The organism is Falsiroseomonas sp. HW251 (assembly GCF_050563545.1).
Taxonomy (GTDB): Bacteria; Pseudomonadota; Alphaproteobacteria; order Acetobacterales; family Acetobacteraceae; genus Falsiroseomonas.
In genome coordinates this window covers 93092-116059 of record NZ_JBNXUM010000003.1, presented here as the reverse complement: position 1 = coordinate 116059, position 22968 = coordinate 93092, and the positions used below count along the sequence as shown (strand labels likewise).

The window sequence follows — 22968 nt, the reverse complement described above, 5'->3', positions numbered from 1 at the left end:
CGCGTCCATGCTCCGCCGTCTCGTCCTCGTCGCGACGCTCGCCGCCGCGCCGGCCTTCGGCCAACTCGCCGCCACGCTGCGCGTCGGGCTAGCGTCCGACATCGACACGCTCGATCCCGTGCTGTCCAACACCATCGCCGGCCGCAGCGTGCTGACGGCGCTCTGCGACAAGCTGCTCGACATCGACGCGAATCTTGCGTTCGTCCCGCGCCTGGCGGAGTCCTGGTCCTGGAGCGACGACCGCCGCGCGCTGACGCTGCGCCTTCGCGCGGGCCTCACCTTCCACGATGGCGACCCGATCGACGCCGAGGCCGTGCGCTTCAGCCTGGAACGCGCTGCGACCCTGCCGTCGTCCCGTCGCCGCAGCGAGATCGCGGAGATCGCCGCGATCGAGACGCCGGATGCCCGCACCGTCGTGCTGCGGCTTTCCGCACCTTCGGCGCCGCTGCTCGCGCAGCTGGCGGATCGGGCGGGCATGATCGTCTCGCCGCGCGCGGTCCGCGCCGCCGAAGGCCAGTTCGCCCGCGCTCCCATCTGCTCCGGCCCCTTCGTCTTCACGGGAATGGTCCCGCAGGACCGCATCGACTTCCGCCGCTTCCCTGGCCACTGGAATGCCGCCGCCGTGCAGGTGGAGAACCTGGCCTTTCGCCCGATGCCGGATTCCACGGTGCGGCTGCTGAACCTGCGTTCCGGCCAACTCGACCTGATGGAGCGCGTCGCAGCCTCCGACGTCGCGGCGCTGCGCCGCGATCCACGGCTGCGCTTCGCGGAGGCGCGGGGCTTCGGCTTCACCTCGATCATCTTCAATGTCGGCAACGGCCCGCGTGCCCGGAATCCCTTCGGGGGGGATCCCCGCCTGCGCGAGGCCTTCGACCGCGCGCTGGATCGCGATGCCCTGAACCAGGTGGTCTTCGAAGGCACCAACACCCCGGGCAACCAACCCATCCCGCCCGGCAGCCCCTTCTACGCGCCGTCCTTCCCGATGCTGCCGCGCGACATCGCCGCCGCGCGGCGGCTGCTGGTCGACGCCGGCCAGCCCGCGGCGGAGGTGACGATGCTCGTTCCCAACATCCCGGAATTCCGCCAGATGGCGGAGGTCATGCAGGCCATGGTCCGCGAGGCCGGCATTGCGATGCGGATCGAGACCCGGGAACTCGCCACCGCCGCGCAAATGATGAACACCGGCGATTTCCAGGCTTTCCTGATCGGCTGGTCGGGGCGCGTCGATCCCGACGGCAACATCTTCGCCTTCAACCACTGCCGCGGCGCCAACAACGACAGCAAATTCTGCGACCCCCGCGTGGACGCCGCGCTGGAGTCCGCGCGCGCCACGGTCGACCCCGCGGAGCGCGCGCGCTTCTACAACGAGGCCATGGCGATCGCGCTGCCCGCGCGGCACCGGGTCTACGTCATCCACGAGGCCTGGCGCTTCGCGCATGCCGTCCGGCTCTCGGGCTTTCGCGCCGTGCCGGACGGGATCATGCGGATGGAAGGCATCCGCCTCGACTGACGCGCTGCGACAGCCGGGGCGCCCTGCAAGGTGCTGGCCCGCCGCTCAACGCGTCGCCGAGGTGGACCGCTGCTCGGGCCTCGGCCCGACCGGCACCATGACATGGGCATAGGGCGTTCCCGCCCACATGACGTAGGGTCCGCCCCCGTGATGATGCGGGCCGACGGCATCGAGCGACGCCGTGTCGGGCGTCAGGATCATCACATGCGGCCCTTCGACCATCCAGTCGTTCGACGCGGTCGGGGTCGTCGCGAAGGGATCGATGTTGCTCGCGCCGCCAGTCGCGCTGTCACCGGCCATCATGTAGGCGAAGCCGACGCGGGAGGGCCTGAAGGGCTCGCGCTTCGACCAGGCCTGGATCCACCCCATCCACACCTCGTCCACGCACATCGGGCCGGCGAGGCCGGGCGGCGCGGGCAGGCAGGTGAAGCCGGCCGGGCCTTCGCGCAGCGTGTTCCCGTTCCAGTCGGCGACCCGGACCGTGTCGCGCAGCGTCGGCGGTGCGGCGCTGAGGGCGCTCTGGATCATGGCCTCGCGTTCGGCGGCGCCCGTCGGCGCCTGGGCCGCGGCGGGCATGGCGACGGCGAGGGCGGCGACGGCGCCCAGGCCAACGGACAGCGTGATGCGATGCATATCCATCCTCCCTCTTCCCGTTCGGGAGGTCGCGTGCCGGAAGCCGGCGCCGCGGCCCCGCCGTGACACCTTTCTGCGGCGGCCGATGCGGCGCTGAGAAAGAAAGGGCGCGGCAGCAAGCCGACGCGGGGCGACGCTAGGCGCGCGCCGCCGGCCGCGACAAGGGCGGCTACATCCGCCGGCTTCAATTCGGCGCGCTTGCCCGGCGGGGCCGCGCCGGCGTCAGGGCGACGGCGCCCACACCGGCGGCGGCTCGCTGCCGACCTGGCTCGTTATCCGCGTGTAGTGCTCCGGCCGCCGGTGGCGGGCGAAGTTGAAGATCGTGGTCCGGCCGAGCTCGCACATGCCGAGGTCGCAGTCGGCGACGATCACCTCGTCGTCCCAGCTCGTGGCCTGGGCCATGATCTCGCCCTGCGGGTTGACGATGATGGAATGACCGAACAGCTCGTGCCCGTCCTCCGTTCCCGCCTTAGCCACGCCCACGCCGAAGCAGGCATTCTGGTAGCAGCCCGCCTGGATCGAGAGGTGGCTGTGCGCAACGCGGAGGTGATGCGCCTCGAAGCCGCGGTTCTCCATGTTCAGCGACGGCGTGTTGTAGCCCAGCATGACCAGCTCGACCTGCTGCAGGCCGAGCACGCGCCAGGCCTCCGGCCAGCGGCGGTCGTTGCAGATCATCATGCCGATGTTGACCTGGGTAGCGCCGACCGGCGCGCGGACCACGGGAAAGCCGAGGTCGCCGGGCTCGAAATACCGCTTCTCCAGGTGCTGCACCTTGCGGACCGGGTCGAACTCCGCGTGGCCGGGAAGGTGCACCTTGCGGTATTTCAGCGCGACCTGGCCCGAGGGATGGACGTAGATCGCGGTGTTGAAGCGACGCCCGTCCGGCGTCTTCTCGGCGTAGCCCAGGTGGAAGCCGAGGCCGAGGCGACGCGCCGCGTCGAACAGCGGCGCCGTCGCGTTGGACGGCATGGAATGCTCGTACCAGCGGTCGGCCTCGGCCAGGTCCTCGTGGTACCAGCGCGGGAAGAAGGTGGTGAGCGCGAGCTCGGGGAAGACGACGACCTCCGCGCCGCGGCTTGCGGCCTTCCCCATCAGGCCGACCATGCGCGCGACCGCGACCTCGCGCCCTTCTTCCTTCTGAATCGGGCCCATCTGGGCGGCGGCGACGACGATGCGGCGGGACATGCGGTGACCTCGGGGGAAGGGATCTGCTCCCTCCTCCGCGGTTGCGGGTGAGGGCATGGGCGGGGCCGCGCCCCGCCGCCTAGTCCGGCGGCGTCGCGCCGACCTGCAGCACGATCGGCGCATAGTGCCGGGGCCGGCGGTGCTGGGCGAAGTTGAACATCTTCTCCTTGCCTTGGCGGCAGGCGTCGAAATCAACCTCGGCGACGATCACCTCGTCGCCCAGCGTCTTCGCCTGAGCCACCACGACGCCGTTCGGGTCCACGATGCAGGACCCGCCGATCAGGCCCGCGCCGTCCTCGTTCCCGGCCTTGGCGACGGCGATCGCCCAGGTCGCGTTCATATAGGCATTGGACTGCGCGGCCAGCGTCGAGTGGAAGGTGCGGAGCTCGGCGCTCTCGCTCTCGCCCCCGTTCGGGTCATAGGCCGCGGAGTTGTAGCCCACCATCACCAGCTCGACCCCGCCGAGGCCGAGCACCCGCCATCCCTCGGGCCAGCGGCGGTCGTTGCAGACCAGCATGCCGAGCACCGGACGTCCCCAGGCCGCCGGCCCGCGCGCGACGGGGAAGCCGAGGTCGCCGTACTCGAAATACATCTTCTCGAGCTGCTGGTAGGTCTGGCCATCCTTCACGCGGTCACTGCCGGGCAGGTGGACCTTGCGGTACTTCAGCAGGATCGCGCCGTCCGGCCCGACCGTGATCGCGCTGTTGAAGCGATGGCCGTCGGGCGTGAGCTCGGCATAGCCGACATAGAAACCGACCCCGAGTTCGTTCGCGCGGTCGAAGAGAGGCTGCACCCGCGGATTGGGCATCGCGGTCTCGAAGCAGGCCAGCAGCTCCGGATCGTCCTTGGCCATCGGCCAGCGGGGGAAGAAGGTGGTGAAGGCGAGCTCGGGAAAGACAACGAGCCCTGCGCCCTTCGCATGCGCCTGCTCCAGCAGCGCAATCATGCGCTTGAGCGTCGCCTCGCGGCTGTCGGCGCGCTGCGTCGGGCCCATCTGGGCGCCGGCCAGGATCAGCCTGCGGCTCATCGGAACAGCTTCCTCACATCCTCTCGCGTGCCGCCCATCGCCGACCAGACCCCCATGAAGGTCAGCACGAAGCCGAGCCCCGCGAAGAGCCCGGCCATCCCGGCGCGGTCCGGCGCCAGCAGCGGCCCGATCACCGCGCCCGCGACGCCGCCCACCAGCGAGACCGCGCAGGCCAGCAGGAATTGCGGCATGCCGGGTGGGACCCGGAATTCCTCCTGCACGCCCCGGGACGGGCGCGGCGGTCGCTTGATCCAGCGCTGGTGCGGCGGGCGTTCGGCCATGCCGGCGATGTAGCGCCGCTCCGATCCCGCGTCAGCCCCGGCTCAGCGCCGCCCTCCGCCCATCCCGCGGCGCATGAAGAGCGCGATGCCGAGCAGCGGCACGATCAGCACCGAGGGCCCGCCGATCGCCGCCAGCGGCAGGCCGAGCGCGAAGAAGCCGACCACCGCGATGCCGCAGATGACCAGGATGGCGGCGCCGGCGATCTGCGACAGCGTCCAGGGCGCGGGCTCGTGTTCCGGCGCGTGCGGCAGCTCGCGCGGCCGGGGCTTCGCGCGCTCCACGGCGATCAGCGGGCTGCCCGGCTTCGGTCTAGGCTGTTCCGCCATGTCCTTCCCTCCTCCTCACGAATCGAGCGCGCTGCGCCGGTGCTGGCGCGGCACGAAGCGGCCCGTCCCGGGCTTCGCCTTCACCGCCGTGCCGTCGAAGATCTCCGCCCCGCGCAGCCAGGTGGAGACGACCTTCGCTTTCATCGTCCGCCCGTGATAGGGCGACCAGCGCGCATCCTCGCGGTCCTGGATGATCCGCTCGTCGAAGCTGTGGTCGCCAGGCTGCAGGACGCAGAAATCGGCATCCGCGCCGAGCCTGATGCCCCCCTTCTTCGGGTCGAGCCCGTGGAAGCGCGCCGGCTCCTCCGAGCATAGGCGCGCCATGACGGTCGGCGATTGCCCGCGCTCCACCAGGAGCGTGTACATCAGCGGCGCGAAGCTCTGCATGCCGGTCAGCCCGGCGCCGACGGCGAAGATGTCGCCCTTGTATTCCTTCTTCGGCTTCGGCCAGGGCGCGTGGTCGGTCGAGACGTAGCTCACGATCTCCTCGGCGACCGCGCCCCACATGCGCTCGACCTCGGCGGCGCTGCGGAAGGGCGGGTTGCACTTCCCGAAGCCCTGGAGGCGGACGATGTCCTCCTCCGTCATGCAGAGATACTGGATGCAGGCCTCTCCCGAGGTCTTCGCTCCCTGGCCGCGATAGAGCTTCGCCAGCTCGAAGCCCCGAGCCAGAGAGGAATGGGCGATGTGCACATGCGCCCCGGTCTCCAGCGCCATCTCGAAGATCTCGAGGTCGGCCATGGTCTCGGTGATCGGCGGCCGGGTGCGGCAGTGCCAGATCGGGGAGGTGTTGCCCGCGGCCTTGGCGGCCTCGGTCAGCTTCACCACCAGCTCCTGGTCCTCGTTGTGGACCGCGACCATCAGTCCCGTCGCGGCGATCTCCGCGAAGGCCGCCAGCATGGTGGGGTGGTCGATGCGGGGGAAGCGGTGCGCGTCGTATTCGTAGGTCGAGACCTTGAAGGCCGATGCGCCGGCTTCGGCCAGGGCGGGGATGTCGTCGCCCCCGCCTGTCTTCCTGATGGTCGCGTAGAGCGCCATGTCGACATGGGAGAGCCGCCCGACATGCTCGACCTTGTCCTTGAAGATGGTCGCGGTGGTGACGGGGTCCGGCACGTCATAGGGCATATCGCAGACGGTGGTGACGCCGCCGGCCGCGGCCGACATCGTCGCGCCCTCGATCCCCGGCCAGCCCGTCGAGGAGGAGGTGTGCATGTGCCCGTCCACCAGCCCGGGCATCACCAGCCGGCCGCGATGGTCGGCGAAGGCCTTGGCCGGGGGCGGCAAGCCCTCGCCGATCGCCGCGATGGTCTCGCCGCGCACCGCGACCCAGCCGCCGGGCAGCACCCGGTCCGACAGCACGAGGTCGCCGGTCAGGACGAGGTCGAAGGGCGCGGCGTCGGTCATGCGTGGGGCTCCGGCAATGGCGGCCTCACGCTAGACCTGAATCGGGCAGCGTTGGAACCTACCCGGCCTGGCCGGAGAGGCGGCGGACCAGCAATCCGGCCAGCGCGCCGGCCACCGCCGGGCCGAGCCCGACGAGGAAGACGAAGACCAGCTCGATCGGCCAGAGGTTGTGCGCGGTCGGGTCGGCGCCGACCTCGACCGCGATGTGCCCGATCGCGACCGCGGGCGCGCAGGCCGCCATGGCGCCGATCGCTAGCCTCGCCGGCGCCACGCCAGCGGCCACCAGCAGCGCGGCGAGCAGCGCCACGACGACCAGCCCCGGCCCGATCACCAGGTAGCTCTCGCCTGGCGGCAGCGGCGGGGCGAGAAAGCGCTGCAGCTCGATCGCGGCGGCGCCGGCCAGGAAGCAGAGGAAGAGCAGGACGCGCATGGAGCGATCCTCGCCCTTCCGCCGCGCGGCGTCACGTCGTCACTGCGCGGCGGCCTCCTGGGTCGGGAACAGCATCTCCGCGAAGTCGAGTGCGAGCCGCGTCACCTCGCTCTCGCGCTCGGCGTTCCAGGCCAGCGCGACGCCGACGGCATAGAGCGGGCCGGCGAGTTCCCGGAACGCCACGCCCGGCGGTCGCAGCCGCGCCATCCCCGCCGAGACGAGCGCGACGCCGAGCCCCGCCGCGACGAAGCCGAGCTGCGCCATCGCGCTGCCGACCTCCCGCACCACGCGAGGCGCGAAACCCGCGGCCCGGCAGGCCGCGACCATCGCGTCGGAATAGGCAGGGCTTATGCCGCGCGGCAGGATCAGCAGCGGCTCGTCCGCGAGCAACGAGAGCGGCAGCGGCGCCCTGGTCTCCGCCAGCGGATGCCCCGACGGCAGCGCGGCGGCCAGCACGTCGCGCCCGAGCGGCCGCAGCCGCACGGGATGCCGGTCGCGGTCGAGCCGCAGCAGCGCCAGGTCCACCTCGCCGCGCCGCAGCGCCTCCACCGCGTCGGTGGTGTCGAGCTCCCGCACGCTGACCGCGGCGTCGGGCCGCGCGGCCTGCAGGGCGCGGACCAGCGGCGGCAGATAGTCGAACAGCGCCGAGGTCACGCAGGCGATCGAGACGGGTGCGTGGCGCCCCGCGCGCAACTCCCGCGCGAGCGATTCCAGCTCGCCGGCATCCTGGGCCAGGCGCCGGGCGAGCGGAATCAGCGCCTCGCCTTCCCGCGTCGGGCGCGCACCCTTGCCGGTGCGCTCCAGCAGCTGGACGCCGAGCTCCTTCTCCAGCGCCTGGATCTGCGCCGTGAGCGGCGGCTGCGAGATGCCGAGCCGTGCGGCGGCGCGGCCGAAATGCCCTTCCTCGGCGACGGCCAGGAAATGGCCAAGGCGGCGTACAAGACGAAAATCCATGGCGGGCCCGATGCCTGTTCCGGCTCTTGGGTTCTGCCCGCCTCAACCTTGCGGGGTGCGATATACCCCGCCGCTCATACGAAATCCATATCGCGCCGCTCGCCCAATCGGAATGGACGATGGTTCCGGCCGGGAGCACAAATCCCGCATCCGTTCTGACGGCAGCGATGAGGAAGGCCGATGAAAAAACACGCAGTGAAGGTCCACCCGTCCAAGGCGCTTCTCCCGCGCGAGGAGCAGCTGGCCTGGAAGATGGCCGCCGTCGCGACCGACAAGGTCGGGGTGGACAAGGAGGTGCGGGAGATGATCATCAACCGCATCATCGACAACGCCTCGGTGGCGATCGCCGCGATCAACCGCCGCCCTGTCGTCTCCGCCCGCGGCATGGCGCTCGGTCATCCCCGCAAGGGCAGCGCGACGGTGTTCGGCGTGAAGTCGGCGACGACGGTCAGCCCGGAATGGGCGGCCTGGGCGAACGGCACGGCGGTGCGCGAGCTCGACTTCCACGACACCTTCCTGGCGGCCGACTACTCGCATCCCGGCGACAACATCCCGCCGATCCTCGCGGTCGCGCAGACCATGGGGAAGTCGGGCCGCGACCTGATCCGCGGACTGGCCACGGGCTACGAGCTGCAGATCGACCTGGTGCGCGCGATCTGCCTGCATGAGCACAAGGTGGACCACATCGCCCATCTCTGCCCGTCCGCGGCCGCCGGCATCGGCACGCTGCTCGGCCTGAAGCAGGAGGTGATCTTCCAGGCGATCCAGCAGGCCCTGCACACCTCCGTCAGCTTCCGCCAGTCCCGCAAAGGCGAGATCAGCTCCTGGAAGGCCTATGCGCCCGCCCATGCCGGCAAGCTCGCGATCGAGGCGGTGGATCGCTGCATGCGCGGCGAGGGCGCGCCATCCCCGATCTACGAAGGCGAAGACAGCGTGATCGCCTGGGTGCTGTCGGGCCGCACCCAGGCCGACAGCAAGGGCCGCAAGACCGTCTACGAGCCCACCTATTATGAAGTGCCGCTGCCCGAGCCCGGCGAGCCCAAGCGCGCCATCCTCGACAGCTACACCAAGGAGCACTCAGCGGAGTACCAGTCCCAGGCCCTGATCGACCTGGCCTTCCGCATGAGGGAGAAGATCAGCGATGTCGAGGCGATCGACCGGATCGTCATCCACACCTCCCACCACACGCACTACGTGATCGGGACCGGCGCCAACGACCCGCAGAAGATGGACCCCAAGGCCAGCCGTGAGACGCTGGACCACTCCATCATGTACATCTTTGCAGTCGCCCTGCAGGACGGGCGCTGGCACCACGTGGACAGCTACGCGCCGCGGCGGGCGCAGCGGCCCGACACCGTCCGCCTCTGGCACAAGATCGAGACCACCGAGGATCCGGAGTGGACGCGCAGGTACCACTCGCGCGATCCCGACGAGCTCAGCTTCGGCGGCCGGGTCGAGGTCTTCTTCAAGGACGGCACCACGCTGGTGGACGAGCTCGGCGTCGCCAACGCTCACCCGAACGGCGCCCGCCCCTTCGCGCGTGCCCAGTACGTCCAGAAGTTCCGGACGCTGACCGAGGGCATCATCTCGACGCGCGAGGCGAACCGCTTCCTGGACGCGGCGGAGAACCTGGCGAGCCTGGCGGCCGGGGAGCTGGACCAGCTCAACGTCGTGCTGCCCGCCGGCACGCTGCTCGACAGCAAGCCCGGTATCTTCTGAGAACCCGATGCCCCCTCCCCCCGCTAGCGGGGGAGGGATGGGGTGGGGGTGCATCACAGCCGACCACCCATCCCCCAAGCACAAGGACGATGAGGAACGCGATGACCGAAGCCACACCCACCATCTACAAGGGCCTGGTCGGCGTCTATGCCGACGTCTCCGCCGTCTCCAAGGTCATGCCGGAGACCAACAGCCTGACCTATCGCGGCTATGCCGTGCAGGACCTCTGCGAGGAGAGCAACTTCGAGGAGGTCGCCTACCTGCTCTGGCACGGCGAGCTGCCGACCGCGGCCGAGCTCGCCGCCTTCCAGAAGGAAGAGCGCGCGAACCGCACCATCACCCCAGCGCTGATGTCGGTCCTCCGCGCCATTCCGAAGGACGCGCACCCCATGGACGCGGTGCGGACCGCCGTCTCCTTCATGGGCACCGAGGACCCCGAGGCCGGCGACGTCTCCGACGCCGCCCAGCGGCGCAAGGCGATGCGGCTGCTGGCCAAGCTGCCGACCGCGGTGGCCGCGTCCAACCGCCTGTCGAAGGGCCTCGAGCCCATCGCGCCCGATCCGTCGCTGTCCTGGTGCGAGAACTTCTTCCACATGGTCTTCGGGAAGGTCCCGCAGCCCGAGGTCATCAAGTCCTTCGACGTCTCGATGATCCTCTACGCCGAGCACACCTTCAACGCCTCCACCTTCGTGGCGCGGACGGTGACCTCGACCGGGGCGGACATCCACGGCGCCATCGCGGCGGCCATCGCCGCGCTGAAGGGCCCGCTGCATGGCGGCGCCAACGAGGCCGTGATGCACATGCTGACCGAGATCGGCGGGCCCGACAGGGCGGAGGCCTGGATCCACGGCAAGTTCGACCACAAGGCGCTGGTGATGGGCTTCGGCCACCGCGTCTACAAGAACGGCGACAGCCGCGTGCCGACAATGACCAGGTACGCCGAGAAGATGGCCGAGGTGGTCGGCGACCGCCGCTGGATGGAGACGTCCCGGGTGCTGGCCGGGATCATGCTGCGGGAGAAGAAGATCCACCCCAACCTCGATTTCCCCGCGGGCCCTGCCTACTACCTCATGGGCTTCGACATCCCGCTCTTCACCCCGATCTTCGTCTGCTCCCGCGTCACCGGCTGGGCCGCGCATGTCTTCGAGCAGGCCGCGGACAACCGGCTGATCCGCCCGCTGTCGCACTACACCGGTGCCGAGCAGCGGCCGGTGCCGCCGGTGAATCGGCGCGGCTGACGCGCTTCAACGCCGCGCGACACCACGTCGCGCGGCGTGCTGCGGCGCCATCCGCGCGCCGCTTCATCGCCATCATCGACGTGCTTCGACGTCGCGCCGCGAAGAAAATCGCACGCGCGACGCGTCGAACGCGCGCATCGCGTGCGAATCCGTTTGACAGTTTGAGTGCGCGCGCATCACTTGTGATTCGCACGCACTCGCTTGACGCGATTCGCGCGCCGACGAACGAAGCAGAGTCACCGCAGCACGCGACGACGAAGCGGACGGGAAGCGGCAAGCGGCACGGCAGCGGAGGCGCGCAGCAGGAAGGATCGGTCCATGGACCGCAGGCTCGGGGAGGAAGGAGGCATCAGCCTCGCCGCTTCCTCCACACCACCGCAGGCAATGCCGCGGCGGGAGAGAAGCCAGGGAAGGCGCCAAGCGCGGGATAGCGCAGCGCAGCCCGGCGCCGGCGTGTTCCTGGACGGCGGCCTGGGTGGTTCGGCGCGATACGGGATCCGCGCCGGCCACAGGGCCTCCACTCCATCCTGCTTTCGTGGCTGCCTCGGCCCCGCTTCGACGAGGTCGGCCACCACGGAACGCGTCAACACCTGACCAACCAAGGACCTGACATGACCGATATCATCGAGACCACCGAGACCGAGGCCGAGCCGCGCGCCCAGGCGATGGCGATGGCCGCCGCGAAGAAGACGGCGAGGAAGCCGGCTGCCAAGAAGGCCGCGCCGAAGAAGGCCGCTGCCAAGAAGGCCGCGCCGCGGAAGGCCGCCAAGAAGGCCGCGCCGAAGAAGGCCGCTGCCAAGAAGGCCGCGCCGAAGAAGGCCATGAAGAAGGCCGCGCCGAAGAAGGCCGCTGCCAAGAAGGCGGCGCCGAGGAAGGCCGCCGCCAAGAAGGCCGCGCCGAAGAAGGCCGCTGCCAAGAAGGCCGCGCCGAGGAAGGCCGCCGCCAAGAAGGCGGCGCCGAGGAAGGCCGCCGCCAAGAAGTCGACGGGCCGCTCCGAGGCCGCGAAGAAGGCCGCTGCCACCCGCGCCGCGAAGAAGGCCGCCGCCGCCGCCGCTCCGGCGCCCGAGGCCGCGTCCTGATCTGACCGCCGATCCCGGCATGGGGGGCGCCACCCGCAGGGGTGGCGCCCTTCTTGCGTTTATGTGGTGCCCTCAAACGCCGGGCGCGCGCTCCGCGCGCCTGGCTCGCCGGACTGTCCGCGGGCCGCATTTGCGGCCTCGGACCGCTTCGCGGTCCGCCATTCCCCCTTTTATCCTGCTGCGATGCTGATCCGCCCCCTGCCGCGCGAGGAGCGCCGTGCGCTCGCGCCGCTGCTCGCGGCCTACGCCGCAGAGATGCGCGAGACCCTGGCCGGGGAGGCCGTCGCGGCGCCGGAGGATCAGGCCGCGCTGCTCGCCGCGCATCCCACGGCCGAGGTGCTGGTCGCGGAGAGCGACGGCGCCCCGGTCGGCTTCGCCATCCTCTTCGACCTGCCGGAGATCGTCTTCGCCAGGCGCTGCGGCATGCTCGATGACCTGTTCGTCCTGCCCCAGGCGCGCGGCCAAGGCGTCGCGCGCGCGCTCATCGCCGAGGCCTGCGCGCTGGGCCGCGCCCGCGGCTGGAGCCACCTGCGCTGGATCGTCCCGGAGGCCGACGCCGGCGCCGTCGCCCTCTACGAGCGCATCGCCGCCCGCACGGACTGGCGGAGCTACGTGATCCGCCTGGACCCCGCGGCGTCTCTGTAGCTCACCCGTAGGTCGTCAGCAGGTCGTCCACCTGCGCCGGCGTCAGGCGCCGCACGCCCGGCACGCCGCGCAGCATCAGCGCGAGGCGGGCCGCTTCCTCCAACTCCTCCGACGCGTACACCGCATCCCGCAGCGTCGCGGCGCTGACGACCGGACCGTGGTTCGCCAGCAGCAGCGCCTTCGCCGATCTCGCGGCCTCGAAGACAGCAGGCTCCATGGCCGCATCGCCCGGCCGATAATAGGGCACGCAGGGCAGGCGGCGCCCGATGCGCATGACGAAGTAGGGGGTCAGCTGCGGGATCTCGGCGTCGCCCCCTTCCGGCGCCAGGCAGGACACCGCCGTCGCATGGGTGGAATGCAGGTGCACCACCGCCCCCGCTTCCGGCCGCGCCGTGAGCACTGCGCGGTGCAGGAACACTTCCTTTGACGGCTTGTCGCCGGACAGGTGAGACCAATCCGGCCCGAGCTTGCTGATCCCAGCGGGATCCAGCCGCCCGAGGCAGGAATTCGTCGGCGTCATGAGGTAGCCGTCCGCCAGCCGCACGCTGATGTTCCCTGCCGTGCCGACGGAGTAGCCGCGGTCGAAGAGCGACTTCCCGAGCGCGGCCAGCTCCTGCCGGATCGCGGCCTCGTCCATGCTGTCGGCCATCCGATTCAGCCCTCCACGGATGCCGGCGCGAACGCCTTCAGGAAGAAGTCCCGCGCGCCGAAATTCCCGCTCTTCAGCGCCAGGTGGATCCCGGTGGGCTCGGCGAAGGTCCAGGGCACGCCGGGGTCGATCTCCGCCCCGATCCGCAAGCTTGTCACGCCGAGCCGCGTCACCACCGCGCCCGAGGTCTCGCCGCCCGCCACCACGAGCCGCCTGACGCCTCGCGCCGTCAGCCCCTGCGCGACCTCTGCCAGCGCGTGCTCCACCAGCACCCCCGCGGCATCGCGGCCGAGCTTCTGCTGGAGCGCCGCGACCTTCTCGGGCGGCGCGCTCGCCGCGATCACCACCGGCCGGTCCGCGGCGAGCTTGCCCTCGACCCAGTCCAGCGCCTGCCGCGCCAGCGTGCCCGCGTCCGGCGTCGCCAGCGGATCGAGCTCCAGCACCGGCACATGGTCGCGGGCGAAGCCGATCTGCCCCAGCGTCGCGCGCGAGCACGACCCCGCCACCACCGCGCAGAGCCCGCTGGCCTTCGGCAGCACCGCGGCGTCGCTGCGCTGCGACAGCAGCCCGGCGCGCCGGAAATTCCCGGGCAGGCCCATCGCGACGCCCGAGCCGCCGGTGACCAGCGCATGGCTCGCGCAGGCCTCGCCGATCGCCTGGAGATGCGCGTCGCCGACGGCATCCACGATCGCGTAGCGCCGGCCGCTCTCGGCCAGCCGAGTCATTTCCCGCCGGATCGCCGCCGCGCCCTGGTCCACCACAGCGAAGGGCACCAGTCCGACCCCTCCATCCGTCTGGCGCGACAGCACGCGCACGAGGTCGGGATCCTTCATCGGCGTCAGCGGGTGGTTCTCCATCCCACTCTCGTTCAGCAGCCGCGCGCCGACGAAGAGGTGCCCCTGGTAGATGCTGCGGCCATTGGCCGGGAAGGCCGGGCAGGCGATCGCGAAGCCGGATCCCAGCCGCCTCAGCAGCGCATCGGCGACGGGCCCGATATTGCCCTCGTCCGTGCTGTCGAAGGTCGAGCAGTACTTGAAGAAGAGCTGCCTGGCCCCTGCCGCCACCAGCGCGTCGGCCGCCGCCACGCTCTCCGCCACCGCCTGCGCCACCGGCGCCGTCCGCGACTTCAGCGCGACGACCACCGCATCGGCCTCCGGCAGCTCTCCCCCCGGCACGCCGATGACCTGCACGCAGCTCATGCCGTTCTTCACCAGCATGGAGGCGAGGTCCGTCGCGCCGGTGAAGTCGTCCGCGACGCAGCCGAGCAGCAGGGCCATGCGCGTCCCCTCTATAAAGGTGTGCCGTCCTTGCGGCTGTAGCGCCATTTGCCGTCCGGGCCCATCGCGGCGGCCAGGTCGTCGTCGGGATAGACGACCGCGTCACCGGGCGAGCGGTCACCGACCTCGAGATAGACGACCGTCGCGTCCGTCCGGTTCACCAGGCAATGCGCATCGCCCGTGCCGGCCTTGAAGCCCGCGCACATGCCGGGCCTCAGCGGCGTCTCGCCGGCATCCGTCACCAGCGTCGGCTCGCCTTCCAGGATGTAGACGAACTCGTCCTGCGCGCGGTGCGCGTGCCGCAAGGCAGATTGCGCGCCCGGCGCCAGCACCGTCCGGTTCACGCCGAAATTGCTCAGGCCGAAGACGTCGCCCAGGACCTGCTTCTCGCGTCCCGCTACCTTCCGGCGCAGATCCTCGGGGTAGCCCGACGGTCCCTTGGACGGCGCGTCCAGCGCGACGATGGCGATCGGCTTCTCGGCCATGACCGGCTCCTCCTCAGCGCGGCAGGCAGAGCAGGTCGGCATGCCCGACGCGCGCGGAAAGCCGACGCTCGCTCGCCTGGCGCGTCCGGTCCATCACCCACTGCGCGATCCGGTCTTCAAACCGGCGTTCCCAGGCGAGCGCCGCGCGCGCATGGCCCTCGGCGAGTTCCAGCGCCATCAGCGGGTCGCGCCGCGGCACGATCCAGTCGGATGGCGCGCGCAGCACCTCGTAGCCCCGCGCGTCGAAGGCCCCGGCGATCGCGGCCGGCGCCCTGGCGCCGAGCGCGACGCCCCCGAACCCCTTGTCGCGAGCCTGGTCGCGGGCGAAGCCGCGCGCGACCAACGCGTCGGCGCGGTGCGGCGGGCCGAAGCGCTCGCGCCCCGTCACGTTCAGCGCGGCGTAGAAGGGCAGGCGCCGCGCGCCGCACGCTGCCGCCATCCGCTCGATCCAGTCCTGGCTCACCAGGTCGCAGAGCGCCGTGTTCACCACCGCATCCACCTGGTGCAGCGGCAGGTTGTCCGGCGCCTCCCGCAAGTCGGCGACCAGGCCCTCCACCCGCCAGGCCCCGCGCGGGCTGTGCACCAGCAGCACCCGCCTGCCCGGGAAGGTCACGCCCCAGCCCGCCTGCTCCGCGCGGTCGGCGATGGTCTCGAAGGCGCGCTCGATGAGCGCCTCGTCGGCGTCCACCAGCGTCCAGGCCTGCGCCCGGCCGATGAAGTGGCCGAGCCAGCGCAGCAGCGATCCTGTCCCGGCGCCGAGGTCCATGATCCGCGGCCGCTGCGGCAGCACCTGTGACAGTCGCGCCGCGAGGCCCGCATCGCGCGCGGCCGCGTCGAAGGGCTCGCGCTGGTCGAGCCAGTCGCCGTCGAAGGTCTCAGCCACTCACGCCCTCTCCAGTTCGGCCACGAAGGCGGCCGCGCGGTCCTCCCAGCGCGGCAGTCGCTGCCCGGCCCGCCAGGCCGCCTCCGCCATCTCAGCCCGCAGTTCCGTGTCGAAGATCGCGCGCCGCATCGCCTTGCCCAGCGACACCACGTCGCCCGGTGGCGAGACCACGCCTGCCTCGACCGGCACGAGGTCCGCCAGCGCGCCGCCCGCGCTGACTGCCACCGGCAGGCCGCGCGCCAGCGCCTCGGCCACCGCCATCCCATAGCCTTCCCAATGGCTCGCCAGCGCGAAGATGTCCGCGCCCTGCCACAGCGCCTCCAGCACCGCGCCGTCCACCTCGCCCGGGAAGTCCACGCGCTGCGCGATGCCGAGCTCCTCGGCCAGCGCCTGCAACCCATGCGCATAGACGGGATCGCGCGCGCCGCCCGCGATGGTGAGCCGCCACTCCAGGTCCGGCAGCATCGCCAGCGCGCGCAGCAGCACGTCGTGTCCCTTGCGCGGGATCAGGGAGCCCAGCGCCAGGATCGAGCAGCCATCGCCCGACCCCGTGCTGCGCGGCGCGGGATCCGTGCCGGGCTCCACCACGCCGACGCGGGCGGGATCGACGCCGAATTCCGGCGCGAGGCGCTGCGCGGTCAGGTTGCTGGTCGCGACGAGCCGCGCCAACCGCGGGAACAGCTGGAGTTCCGCGGCGCGCAGCGCATCGCGCACCTCGCCGGGGTTGCCGTGCTCGAGCGCTGTGGGGTGGTGGATGAGCCCGACGGCACGGCGGCGCTCCAGCTCCTCCACCAGCGGTCCGAATGACGGCAGGCCGAGCCCGTCGATGACGATCCGCGCCCCCGCGGGCACCGCGTCCAGCGCGTGCCGCGCGCTCGCGAGCGCCTCGTCGTCCGGCAGCGGGTGGCGCCCGGCGAGTTCCACGACCTGCACGTCATGCCCGTTCGCGCGCAGCCCCTCCACCAGTCGGCCATCGTAGATGTAGCCGCCCGAGATCGTGTCGAAGGGACCGGGGACGAGCAGCGCCACGTCCATGCTGGCTGGTCCGGTCAGGCCGGTGCGCCTGAGGGCGCCGCGGTCGTGGGATCGGCGACCGGACCCTCGAAGGCCGCCCAGGCGATGTGGCTCTCGCGCAGCAGGACCTTGATGCCGGTGACGCCCTTGCCGCCGTCTCCGAGCCGCCCGTCGCGGCAGGCCGCGGCGAGTTCCTGCTGGATGTGCAGGCAGAGATACTCGGTCGTCGTGTTCTTCCCCGCGAAGACCGGCTCCGCGTCCAGGTTGCGGTAGTCGATCGGCGCGAGCACCGCACGCAGCACGTCCTTCGCCAGGCCGATGTCGATCAGCAGGTGCAGGTCGTCCAGCTTCGGGGCGCGGAACTCCGCCTCCACCACGAAGGTCGCGCCGTGCAGCCGCTGCGCCGGGCCGAAGGCTTCGCCGCGGAAGCTGTGCGCGATCATGATGTGGTCGACGACGGTCAGGCTGAACATCGGGGCGTGCTCGCTCTCTCTATATATAGGTGACGACGGGGCAGAGGGGCTGCGGCGTGCCGGCCGGCGCGACCAGCACCGACCCCATCCGTCGCGGCAGTTCCTCGAACGGGATGTCCGGCCCGAGCAGCGCTTCAAGCCGGTCGTCCGCGAGCAGCGCCAGCGCCAGCGCCATCCTCTCCGCATGCGACCGCCGGCCGCGCATCGCGGGCGCGACCGCGCCGACCTGGGTCGAGATCAGCTGCAGGCGCTTCGCGTGGAAATCCTCGCCGAGCGGCAGCTCCACCTGGCGGTCGCCGAACCAGGACGCCTCGACGATCCGCCCTTCGAAGCCGCAGCGGGCCAGCGCCATCCGCAGCCCCGGCGCGCTGGCGGAGGCATGAACGACGAGGTCGCGCCCGCCCGGCACCTCCTCCGGCAGGCAGAAGCGCGCGCCGAGGCGTTCCACGATCCCGCGGCGGGAGCCGTCGATGTCGCAGACGTCCAGCTCGATCCCCGGGATGCGCGAGAGCAGGAAAGCCACCAGCAGCCCGACCACCCCCGATCCGATCACCAGCGCGCGCTCCCCCGCCAGCGGCCGCGCATCCCACAGGATGTTCACCGCGGTCTCCATGTTCGCGGCCAGCACCGCGCGGCGATCGGGTACGGCGTCGGGGACGGGGACGCACATTGCCGCCGGCGCGAGGAACGCATCGTGGTGCGGATGCAGGCAGAAGACGCGGCTGCCCACCAGCGCGTCGGGGCCTTCCAGCACCTCGCCCACCGCGGCGTAGCCGTAGGAAACGGGGAAGGGAAAGGCGCCCTGCATCAGCGGCGCCGCCATTGCGCCCCACTGGCTTTCCGGCACGCGGCCCGTGAAGACCAGCCGCTCCGTCCCGCGCGAGATGCCGCTGGCACGCGTCCTGACCAGGGCCTCGTCCGGCGCCGGCGCGCGCAGCGCCTGCTCGCGGATCTCCGCGACCCCGGGTGCCACGGTCCAGAGCGCGCGCGCCTTCATGCATGCACCTTGCGCGGCGTGCCGAGGCAGACCTCGGGCCGAGCGCGGTCCAGGGCCACGTCGCAGAGGATGTCCTGCCCCAGCGGCCAGACCGTCCATTGCACGCGCAGCCCGTCCGCGATGCGCGCGGCCTGCGGCAGGGAGAAGGCGGGGATGCCCGATCCCAGGATCACCGGCGCGACGGTCAGGTGCAGCCGGTCCAGCAGCCCCGCCGCAAGGAAGGCCGAGACGGTGCGCCCACCACCCTCGACGAAGATGCGGGTCAGCCCGCGCGCGGCGAGCGCGCGCAACAGCGCCGGCAGATCGAGCCCGGCGCCGTCGCGCGGGATGCGCAGCACCTCCGCCTGGCCATGTGTCGCGGGCCCGTCCGCAGCGGCGACCAGCAGCGTCGGTGCAGCGCCGTCCCGGAAGACGCCGTGGGTCGCCGGCAGGCGGCGACCGGGGTCGAGGATGACGCGCACCGGGTTCGGGCCCGGCACCTCGCGCGTCGTCAGCCGGGGGTCGTCGTGCTGCACCGTGCCGGCGCCGACCAGCACGACGTCGCAGAGCGCGCGGAGCTGGTGCGTGTGGACGATGTCCTCGCGCCCACCGATCCACTGCGAGGACCCGCCTTCCGTCGCGATGCGCCCATCCAGCGTCTGCGCGAGCCGCCCCACGACGCGGCAGCCATCGGGCGCCGTCGGCGGGGCGAGCACCGGCGCGAAGAGCCGCACGAGCGGCGTGTCCGGCATCGCGCTGCCATGCGCGCTGCGGTTCTCGCGGCCACGACGCGCCTCCAGCAGCGCGGTCCAGTCGTCAGGGGGCGCATCGGCCATGCGCCCCTAATGCCGAAGTGGGGCGACGGGGGCAATGCGGGGCGGAGGTTTCGCCGTAGACCCTGCCCAGCCTCCCCCGCACCGCGGGGGAGGAGAAGTCGCTGTCGAACTTCACGCCCTGGTCCGCGTCCCCCGCAATGCTGCGGAGGGATGAGGAGGGGGCGAGCGCACCGACCTACACCCGCGACAGCACCGACACCGCCCCCGCGCGCCCCTCGCGCTGCCGGCCACGCGCGCCATAGGTCCCGGGCCCTGCGGGCTTCGCCGCCCCCGCGATCGTCTCGATCACCCGCGACTGCAGATCGATCGCGCGTTCCAGCAGCCGTCGGTTCTCCGCGGTCAGGTCGCGCAGACTGACGGCCATGTGCTCCGCCGCGTCGCGCTCCGCCCCGGCAGCCTTGGCGCCAGACCGGTGTGCGGCGGCATAAGCGGCCTCGAAGGCATCCGCCGCCTGGCGCTTGCCGCGCGCCAGCGGCCCCGCCGCAGCCAGGTCGAGCCGCGCCAGCGCCTCGTTCTCTGCCCTCAGCGCTTCCATCAGGCGGCGCGCGGCGGTCATCACGGCTTCGATCATGCGGTCTCTCCCGTCGGGTTGCGGCTGAGTTCCTGGGCGCGCAGCAAGGCGCGCTCGACCGCCGGCGCGATGCCGAGGCCCCCGGCCCGCGCGAGGTCGCGTGCGATCGCGTCCACCAGCATGGGGCGCCACTGCGCCTCCGCCTTGCCGCCGCCGAAGGGGCCATCAGTCGGCAGCGCCGCGAAGACCGGCTGAAACATCGCGGAGACGGCCTGCGCCTCGAATTCCTGCGCCACCCGCCGGATCTGGCCATGCGAGGCCGCCGGCGCGGAGGCCACCGTGCTGATCATCGGATCTCCAACTCCGCCTGAAGCGCCCCCGCCGCCTTGACGGCCTGCAGGATGCTGATGAGGTCGCGGGGCCCGACCCCGAGGCTGTTCAGCCCCCGCACCAACTCCTCGAGCGTCACGCCGCCGCGCAGGATGCCCATGCGCCGCTCGGCCTGGTCGTCCACCTCGATGTTGGTCCGCGGCGTCACCACGGTCTGCCCATTGGACAGCGCATTAGGCTGGCTGACCTGCGGCGTCTCCGTGATGCGGATCGTCAGGTTGCCCTGCGCGATCGCCACCGTGCTGACGCGGACATTGGCGCCCATCACGATGGTGCCCGACGCCTCCTCGATCACCACGCGCGCGACCTGGTCGGGCTGCACGCGAAGCTGCTCGATCTCCGTCAGGAAGGCGATGGGATCGCGCCCGCCGACATTGAGCGCCACGGTCCGCGGATCGGTCGCATTCGCCACGCCGCCGCCCGAGGCCCGGTTGATCGCCGCCGCCACGCGCCGCGCCGTCGTCAGGTCGGGGTTGCGCAGCGACAGCCGCAGCGTCCCGCCCTGCGCGAACTGGAAGGGCACCTCGCGCTCCACCGTCGCCCCGCTCGGGATGCGGCCCGCCGTCGGCACGCCGCGCACGACGGAACTGCCCTGGCCGCGCGCCGCGATCGCACCCGTCGTCACCGCGCCCTGCGCCACGGCATAGACCTCGCCATCCGCGCCGAGCAGCGGGGTGACCAGCAGCGTTCCCCCCGTGATGTTGCTGGCGTCGCCCAAGGTGGACACCGCGATGTCGATCCGGCTGCCCGGCCTGGCGAAGGGCGGCAGGTTCGCCGTGACCATCACCGCGGCCACGTTGCGCGTATCCAGCCGCACTTCCTGGTCGCGCGTGTTCACGCCGAGCCGTTCCAGCACGCCGATCAGCGATTGCCGCGTGAACGGGGAGGAGCGCAGCCGGTCGCCCGTCCCGTTCAGCCCGACCACGAGCCCGTAGCCCACGAGCTGGTTGTCGCGCACGCCCTCGATATCGGCGATGTCCTTGATGCGGACCTGGCCCAGGGCGGGCGGAGCGGCCAGCAGCACGGCGACGACCGCTGCCGCCAGCCGGCGCCATGCCGTCCTCATCCTCGGGCAAGGATTTTCCGCCACGCTCTCCTCCGGGCCGGCCAAATCGGCCGCGGGGGGCACAGCGCAACCCGCGTGCCAGGATCCGGTGGCCCCGCGACCGGCAGGGCTTGCCGGGTCGGGGCAGGGGCTGCCGCCGGGCGGCAGCCCTGGCCGTCATGGCGCAGGAGGTGCTGGTGGTCGTCAGGGTGGGGTCGGTCGGACGCGGAATGCCGCCGCGGCGCGCGGGCAGGGCTGGGGGCGGCTTCTCGCTGCCCGCCGGTCGCGAGGCCGCCGGGCCCAGCGTCGCCGCCGGCGCCGGCGCGGTCGGCGCGCTGTTGGGGCTGCCGGACGCTACGCCACCCGAGCCGCCGGAGGCCCGCGCTGGCCGACGCGCTCACTCCACGTTGGAGGAGTTGCGCGGCCTTCAACTCGATCTGCTGCGCGGAGGTAACGACCTCGCGAGGCTCGAGCGCCTGGCCGCCCTCGCCGAGTCGGAGGACATCCCCCTCGATCCCGGCCTCCGCGAAGCCGTTGCAGGCGTTGCGCTGCGGGCCCGCATCGAGCTGGCCAGGCGCCGCCGCGCCGTGGCCTGACCGCGGCACGCCCGCAAATTCTGGCGACCATCAGAAACTTGTCGCAAATCAGGGTCTTGTGTCGGCCCCGATCCCGCCACTATGGTCCGCCCGCCTTCGATGGCCGGGCGCCGGGCCTGCCGTGGTGGGCTTGGGGAAGAACGTATCATGCTCGTGACCTTGCCGCCGGACTACCGACCGTCGTCCGCCGAAGAGTTCATGAACCCACTCCAGCTCGAGTACTTCCGACAGAAATTATTGAAGTGGCGGGGCGACTTGCTCCGCGAGGCCGGCGAGACCTTGAACAGCCTGGGCGAAGGCGGGATCGCCGAGGCCGACCTCACCGACCGCGCAAGCGTCGAGACCGACCGCGCCCTCGAACTCCGCACCCGCGACCGCGCCCGCAAGCTCATCAGCAAGATCGACCAGGCGCTCGAGCGCATCGAGAACGGCACCTACGGATATTGCGAGGAGACCGGCGAGCCGATCGGCCTTCGCCGCCTCGAAGCCCGGCCGATCGCGACGCTGTCCATCGAGGCGCAGGAGCGCCACGAGCGGATGGAGCGCGTCCACCGCGACGATTGAGACCGCTTCTGCGGTCGCTCTTTCCCGAGCCCCTCCGACGGCCCGCCGACCAGGCGGGCCGTTCGCTTTTCAGCCGCCGAGATCAGGCGGCGGATCGTCCAGTCCGGGTGGCGGCGTCGCCATGGGATCGCGCTGCAGCAGGCGGGCATCGTTCTCCGCCACGCGGCCGACACGGTTGTCCACCGGCCAGATCGCCAGCTCCTCCGCGGGGCAGGGCAGCAGCAGCTCCAGCAGTTCCTCCGGCGTAGCGGGCTCCGCGCCGAGCCACGCGTCCCACGTCTCAGGCGGCAGGATGGCGGGCATGCGGTGATGCACCAGCGCCTGCTTCTCGTTCGCCTCGGTGGTAATAACCGTGAAGGTCCGCAGCCACTCGCCGTCCGGCGACTTCCAGCCCTCCCACAGGCCGGCGACCGCCATCGGCTCCCCGGTCGCGAGCGCGACGGCATAGGCTTGGCGGCCGCCCTCCTCGTCCTTCCGCCATTCGTAGAAGCCATCCATCGGCACCAGGCAGCGGCGCTTCGCGAAGGCGTCGCGGAAGGACGGCTTGTCGGCCAGCCCGTCGGCCCGGGCGTTCATCAGCCTCGCCGCGTCCTTCGTGTCCTTCGCCCATCGCGGCACCAGCCCCCAGCGCAGCGGATCGAGGTGCCTGGCGCCCCTGTCGGGGTGGCGCCTCACGACCAGCGATTCTTGCGTCGGCGCCACGTTCCACGACGCCGCGCGGTTGGGCGTGGGGTTCACCGTCTCGAAGTAGCGCGCGAGGCCCGCGGGGTCGCGCTGGAGGAAGAAGCGTCCGCACATCGACCCGATATAGGGCGGCGCCCGCGGTTCCGCAGCGAT

27 protein-coding genes are annotated in these 22968 nt (G+C 71.8%); 7 read left to right on the top strand and 20 right to left on the bottom strand.

What is annotated here, in order from left to right; translation table 11 throughout:
• Window positions 1-7: 7 nt before the first annotated feature.
• Entirely contained in the window at window positions 8-1510 is a 1503-nt protein-coding gene (locus ACLF3M_RS04200; protein WP_430655598.1) for an ABC transporter substrate-binding protein, read from the top strand.
• Between the two features lie 45 nt (window positions 1511-1555).
• On the opposite strand, the gene ACLF3M_RS04195 is transcribed toward ACLF3M_RS04200, so the two are convergent.
• The 8 genes from ACLF3M_RS04195 to ACLF3M_RS04160 form a co-directional block, all read right to left on the bottom strand.
• A complete protein-coding gene (locus tag ACLF3M_RS04195; RefSeq protein WP_430655597.1) occupies window positions 1556-2149 on the bottom strand; it encodes a hypothetical protein in 594 nt (197 codons plus the stop codon).
• A 216-nt stretch (window positions 2150-2365) separates the two neighbouring features.
• Window positions 2366-3328, bottom strand: coding sequence for an N-carbamoyl-D-amino-acid hydrolase (locus ACLF3M_RS04190; protein WP_430655596.1), 963 nt, complete (start codon window positions 3326-3328; stop codon window positions 2366-2368).
• A 79-nt stretch (window positions 3329-3407) separates the two neighbouring features.
• Window positions 3408-4355, bottom strand: a complete 948-nt coding sequence (locus ACLF3M_RS04185) for an N-carbamoyl-D-amino-acid hydrolase (protein WP_430655595.1) — start codon at window positions 4353-4355, stop codon at window positions 3408-3410.
• A complete protein-coding gene (locus ACLF3M_RS04180; protein WP_430655594.1) occupies window positions 4352-4636 on the bottom strand; it encodes a hypothetical protein in 285 nt (94 codons plus the stop codon). The genes ACLF3M_RS04185 and ACLF3M_RS04180 overlap by 4 nt, the downstream gene beginning before the upstream one ends.
• Before the next feature lie 42 nt (window positions 4637-4678).
• Entirely contained in the window at window positions 4679-4963 is a 285-nt protein-coding gene (locus ACLF3M_RS04175; protein ID WP_430655593.1) for a hypothetical protein, read from the bottom strand.
• A 15-nt stretch (window positions 4964-4978) separates the two neighbouring features.
• Complete coding sequence (locus ACLF3M_RS04170; RefSeq protein WP_430655592.1) at window positions 4979-6367, bottom strand: dihydroorotase; 1389 nt, start codon at window positions 6365-6367, stop codon at window positions 4979-4981.
• Window positions 6368-6425: 58 nt separating this feature from the next.
• Window positions 6426-6797 carry a hypothetical protein gene (locus tag ACLF3M_RS04165; protein WP_430655591.1) on the bottom strand — a complete coding sequence of 124 codons (372 nt, stop codon included), beginning with the start codon at window positions 6795-6797 and terminating at the stop codon, window positions 6426-6428.
• A 39-nt stretch (window positions 6798-6836) separates the two neighbouring features.
• Window positions 6837-7751 carry a LysR family transcriptional regulator gene (locus tag ACLF3M_RS04160; RefSeq protein WP_430655590.1) on the bottom strand — a complete coding sequence of 305 codons (915 nt, stop codon included), beginning with the start codon at window positions 7749-7751 and terminating at the stop codon, window positions 6837-6839.
• A 180-nt stretch (window positions 7752-7931) separates the two neighbouring features.
• Here ACLF3M_RS04160 and ACLF3M_RS04155 point away from each other — a divergent pair, with 180 nt between their 5' ends.
• The 4 genes from ACLF3M_RS04155 (at window position 7932) to ACLF3M_RS04140 (ending at window position 12432) form a co-directional block, all read left to right on the top strand.
• Window positions 7932-9470, top strand: coding sequence for an MmgE/PrpD family protein (locus ACLF3M_RS04155; RefSeq protein WP_430655589.1), 1539 nt, complete (start codon window positions 7932-7934; stop codon window positions 9468-9470).
• A gap of 101 nt (window positions 9471-9571) precedes the next feature.
• Entirely contained in the window at window positions 9572-10708 is a 1137-nt protein-coding gene (locus tag ACLF3M_RS04150) for a bifunctional 2-methylcitrate synthase/citrate synthase (RefSeq protein WP_430655588.1), read from the top strand.
• 611 nt (window positions 10709-11319) lie between these two features.
• A complete protein-coding gene (locus ACLF3M_RS04145) occupies window positions 11320-11787 on the top strand; it encodes a hypothetical protein (protein ID WP_430655587.1) in 468 nt (155 codons plus the stop codon).
• Window positions 11788-11970: 183 nt separating this feature from the next.
• Window positions 11971-12432, top strand: coding sequence for a GNAT family N-acetyltransferase (locus ACLF3M_RS04140; protein WP_430655586.1), 462 nt, complete (start codon window positions 11971-11973; stop codon window positions 12430-12432).
• A gap of 1 nt (window position 12433) precedes the next feature.
• Here the strand turns inward: ACLF3M_RS04140 and ACLF3M_RS04135 are convergent, their stop codons facing one another.
• From ACLF3M_RS04135 to ACLF3M_RS04085, 11 genes are all read right to left on the bottom strand, one after another.
• Window positions 12434-13081, bottom strand: a complete 648-nt coding sequence (locus tag ACLF3M_RS04135; protein ID WP_430655585.1) for an aldolase — start codon at window positions 13079-13081, stop codon at window positions 12434-12436.
• Window positions 13082-13086: 5 nt separating this feature from the next.
• Window positions 13087-14358 (bottom strand): 3-oxo-tetronate kinase, encoded by a 1272-nt coding sequence (gene otnK / locus ACLF3M_RS04130; RefSeq protein ID WP_430655584.1) that lies wholly within the window; start codon window positions 14356-14358, stop codon window positions 13087-13089.
• A gap of 11 nt (window positions 14359-14369) precedes the next feature.
• Entirely contained in the window at window positions 14370-14843 is a 474-nt protein-coding gene (locus ACLF3M_RS04125) for a cupin domain-containing protein (protein ID WP_430655583.1), read from the bottom strand.
• A gap of 13 nt (window positions 14844-14856) precedes the next feature.
• On the bottom strand, window positions 14857-15726 hold the full coding sequence (locus ACLF3M_RS04120) for a class I SAM-dependent methyltransferase (RefSeq protein ID WP_430655582.1): 870 nt from the start codon (window positions 15724-15726) through the stop codon (window positions 14857-14859).
• Window positions 15727-16761 carry a glycosyltransferase family 4 protein gene (locus tag ACLF3M_RS04115; protein ID WP_430655581.1) on the bottom strand — a complete coding sequence of 345 codons (1035 nt, stop codon included), beginning with the start codon at window positions 16759-16761 and terminating at the stop codon, window positions 15727-15729.
• 14 nt (window positions 16762-16775) lie between these two features.
• Window positions 16776-17213 carry a 6-pyruvoyl trahydropterin synthase family protein gene (locus ACLF3M_RS04110; RefSeq protein ID WP_430655580.1) on the bottom strand — a complete coding sequence of 146 codons (438 nt, stop codon included), beginning with the start codon at window positions 17211-17213 and terminating at the stop codon, window positions 16776-16778.
• Window positions 17214-17232: 19 nt separating this feature from the next.
• Window positions 17233-18210: a zinc-dependent alcohol dehydrogenase gene (locus tag ACLF3M_RS04105; RefSeq protein ID WP_430655579.1), complete on the bottom strand. Its 978-nt coding sequence runs from the start codon at window positions 18208-18210 to the stop codon at window positions 17233-17235.
• Window positions 18207-19025, bottom strand: coding sequence for a RibD family protein (locus tag ACLF3M_RS04100; protein ID WP_430655578.1), 819 nt, complete (start codon window positions 19023-19025; stop codon window positions 18207-18209). Before ACLF3M_RS04100 ends, ACLF3M_RS04105 begins: the two co-directional genes overlap by 4 nt.
• 175 nt (window positions 19026-19200) lie before the next feature.
• Window positions 19201-19596 carry a hypothetical protein gene (locus ACLF3M_RS04095; RefSeq protein WP_430655577.1) on the bottom strand — a complete coding sequence of 132 codons (396 nt, stop codon included), beginning with the start codon at window positions 19594-19596 and terminating at the stop codon, window positions 19201-19203.
• Complete coding sequence (locus ACLF3M_RS04090) at window positions 19593-19886, bottom strand: rod-binding protein (protein ID WP_430655576.1); 294 nt, start codon at window positions 19884-19886, stop codon at window positions 19593-19595. Before ACLF3M_RS04090 ends, ACLF3M_RS04095 begins: the two co-directional genes overlap by 4 nt.
• Window positions 19883-20992: a flagellar basal body P-ring protein FlgI gene (locus ACLF3M_RS04085; protein WP_430655575.1), complete on the bottom strand. Its 1110-nt coding sequence runs from the start codon at window positions 20990-20992 to the stop codon at window positions 19883-19885. Before ACLF3M_RS04085 ends, ACLF3M_RS04090 begins: the two co-directional genes overlap by 4 nt.
• Before the next feature lie 158 nt (window positions 20993-21150).
• Here ACLF3M_RS04085 and ACLF3M_RS04080 point away from each other — a divergent pair, with 158 nt between their 5' ends.
• The gene (locus ACLF3M_RS04080; RefSeq protein WP_430655574.1) at window positions 21151-21567 is read left to right on the top strand and encodes a flagellar assembly protein FliX; all 417 of its coding nucleotides are present in this window, start codon (window positions 21151-21153) and stop codon (window positions 21565-21567) included.
• Between the two features lie 147 nt (window positions 21568-21714).
• Window positions 21715-22131 carry an RNA polymerase-binding protein DksA gene (gene dksA / locus ACLF3M_RS04075; protein WP_430655573.1) on the top strand — a complete coding sequence of 139 codons (417 nt, stop codon included), beginning with the start codon at window positions 21715-21717 and terminating at the stop codon, window positions 22129-22131.
• 69 nt (window positions 22132-22200) lie between these two features.
• Here dksA and ACLF3M_RS04070 read toward each other — a convergent pair whose 3' ends face one another.
• Window positions 22201-22929, bottom strand: coding sequence for an SOS response-associated peptidase (locus ACLF3M_RS04070; RefSeq protein ID WP_430655572.1), 729 nt, complete (start codon window positions 22927-22929; stop codon window positions 22201-22203).
• Between the last annotated feature and the right edge of the window lie 39 nt (window positions 22930-22968).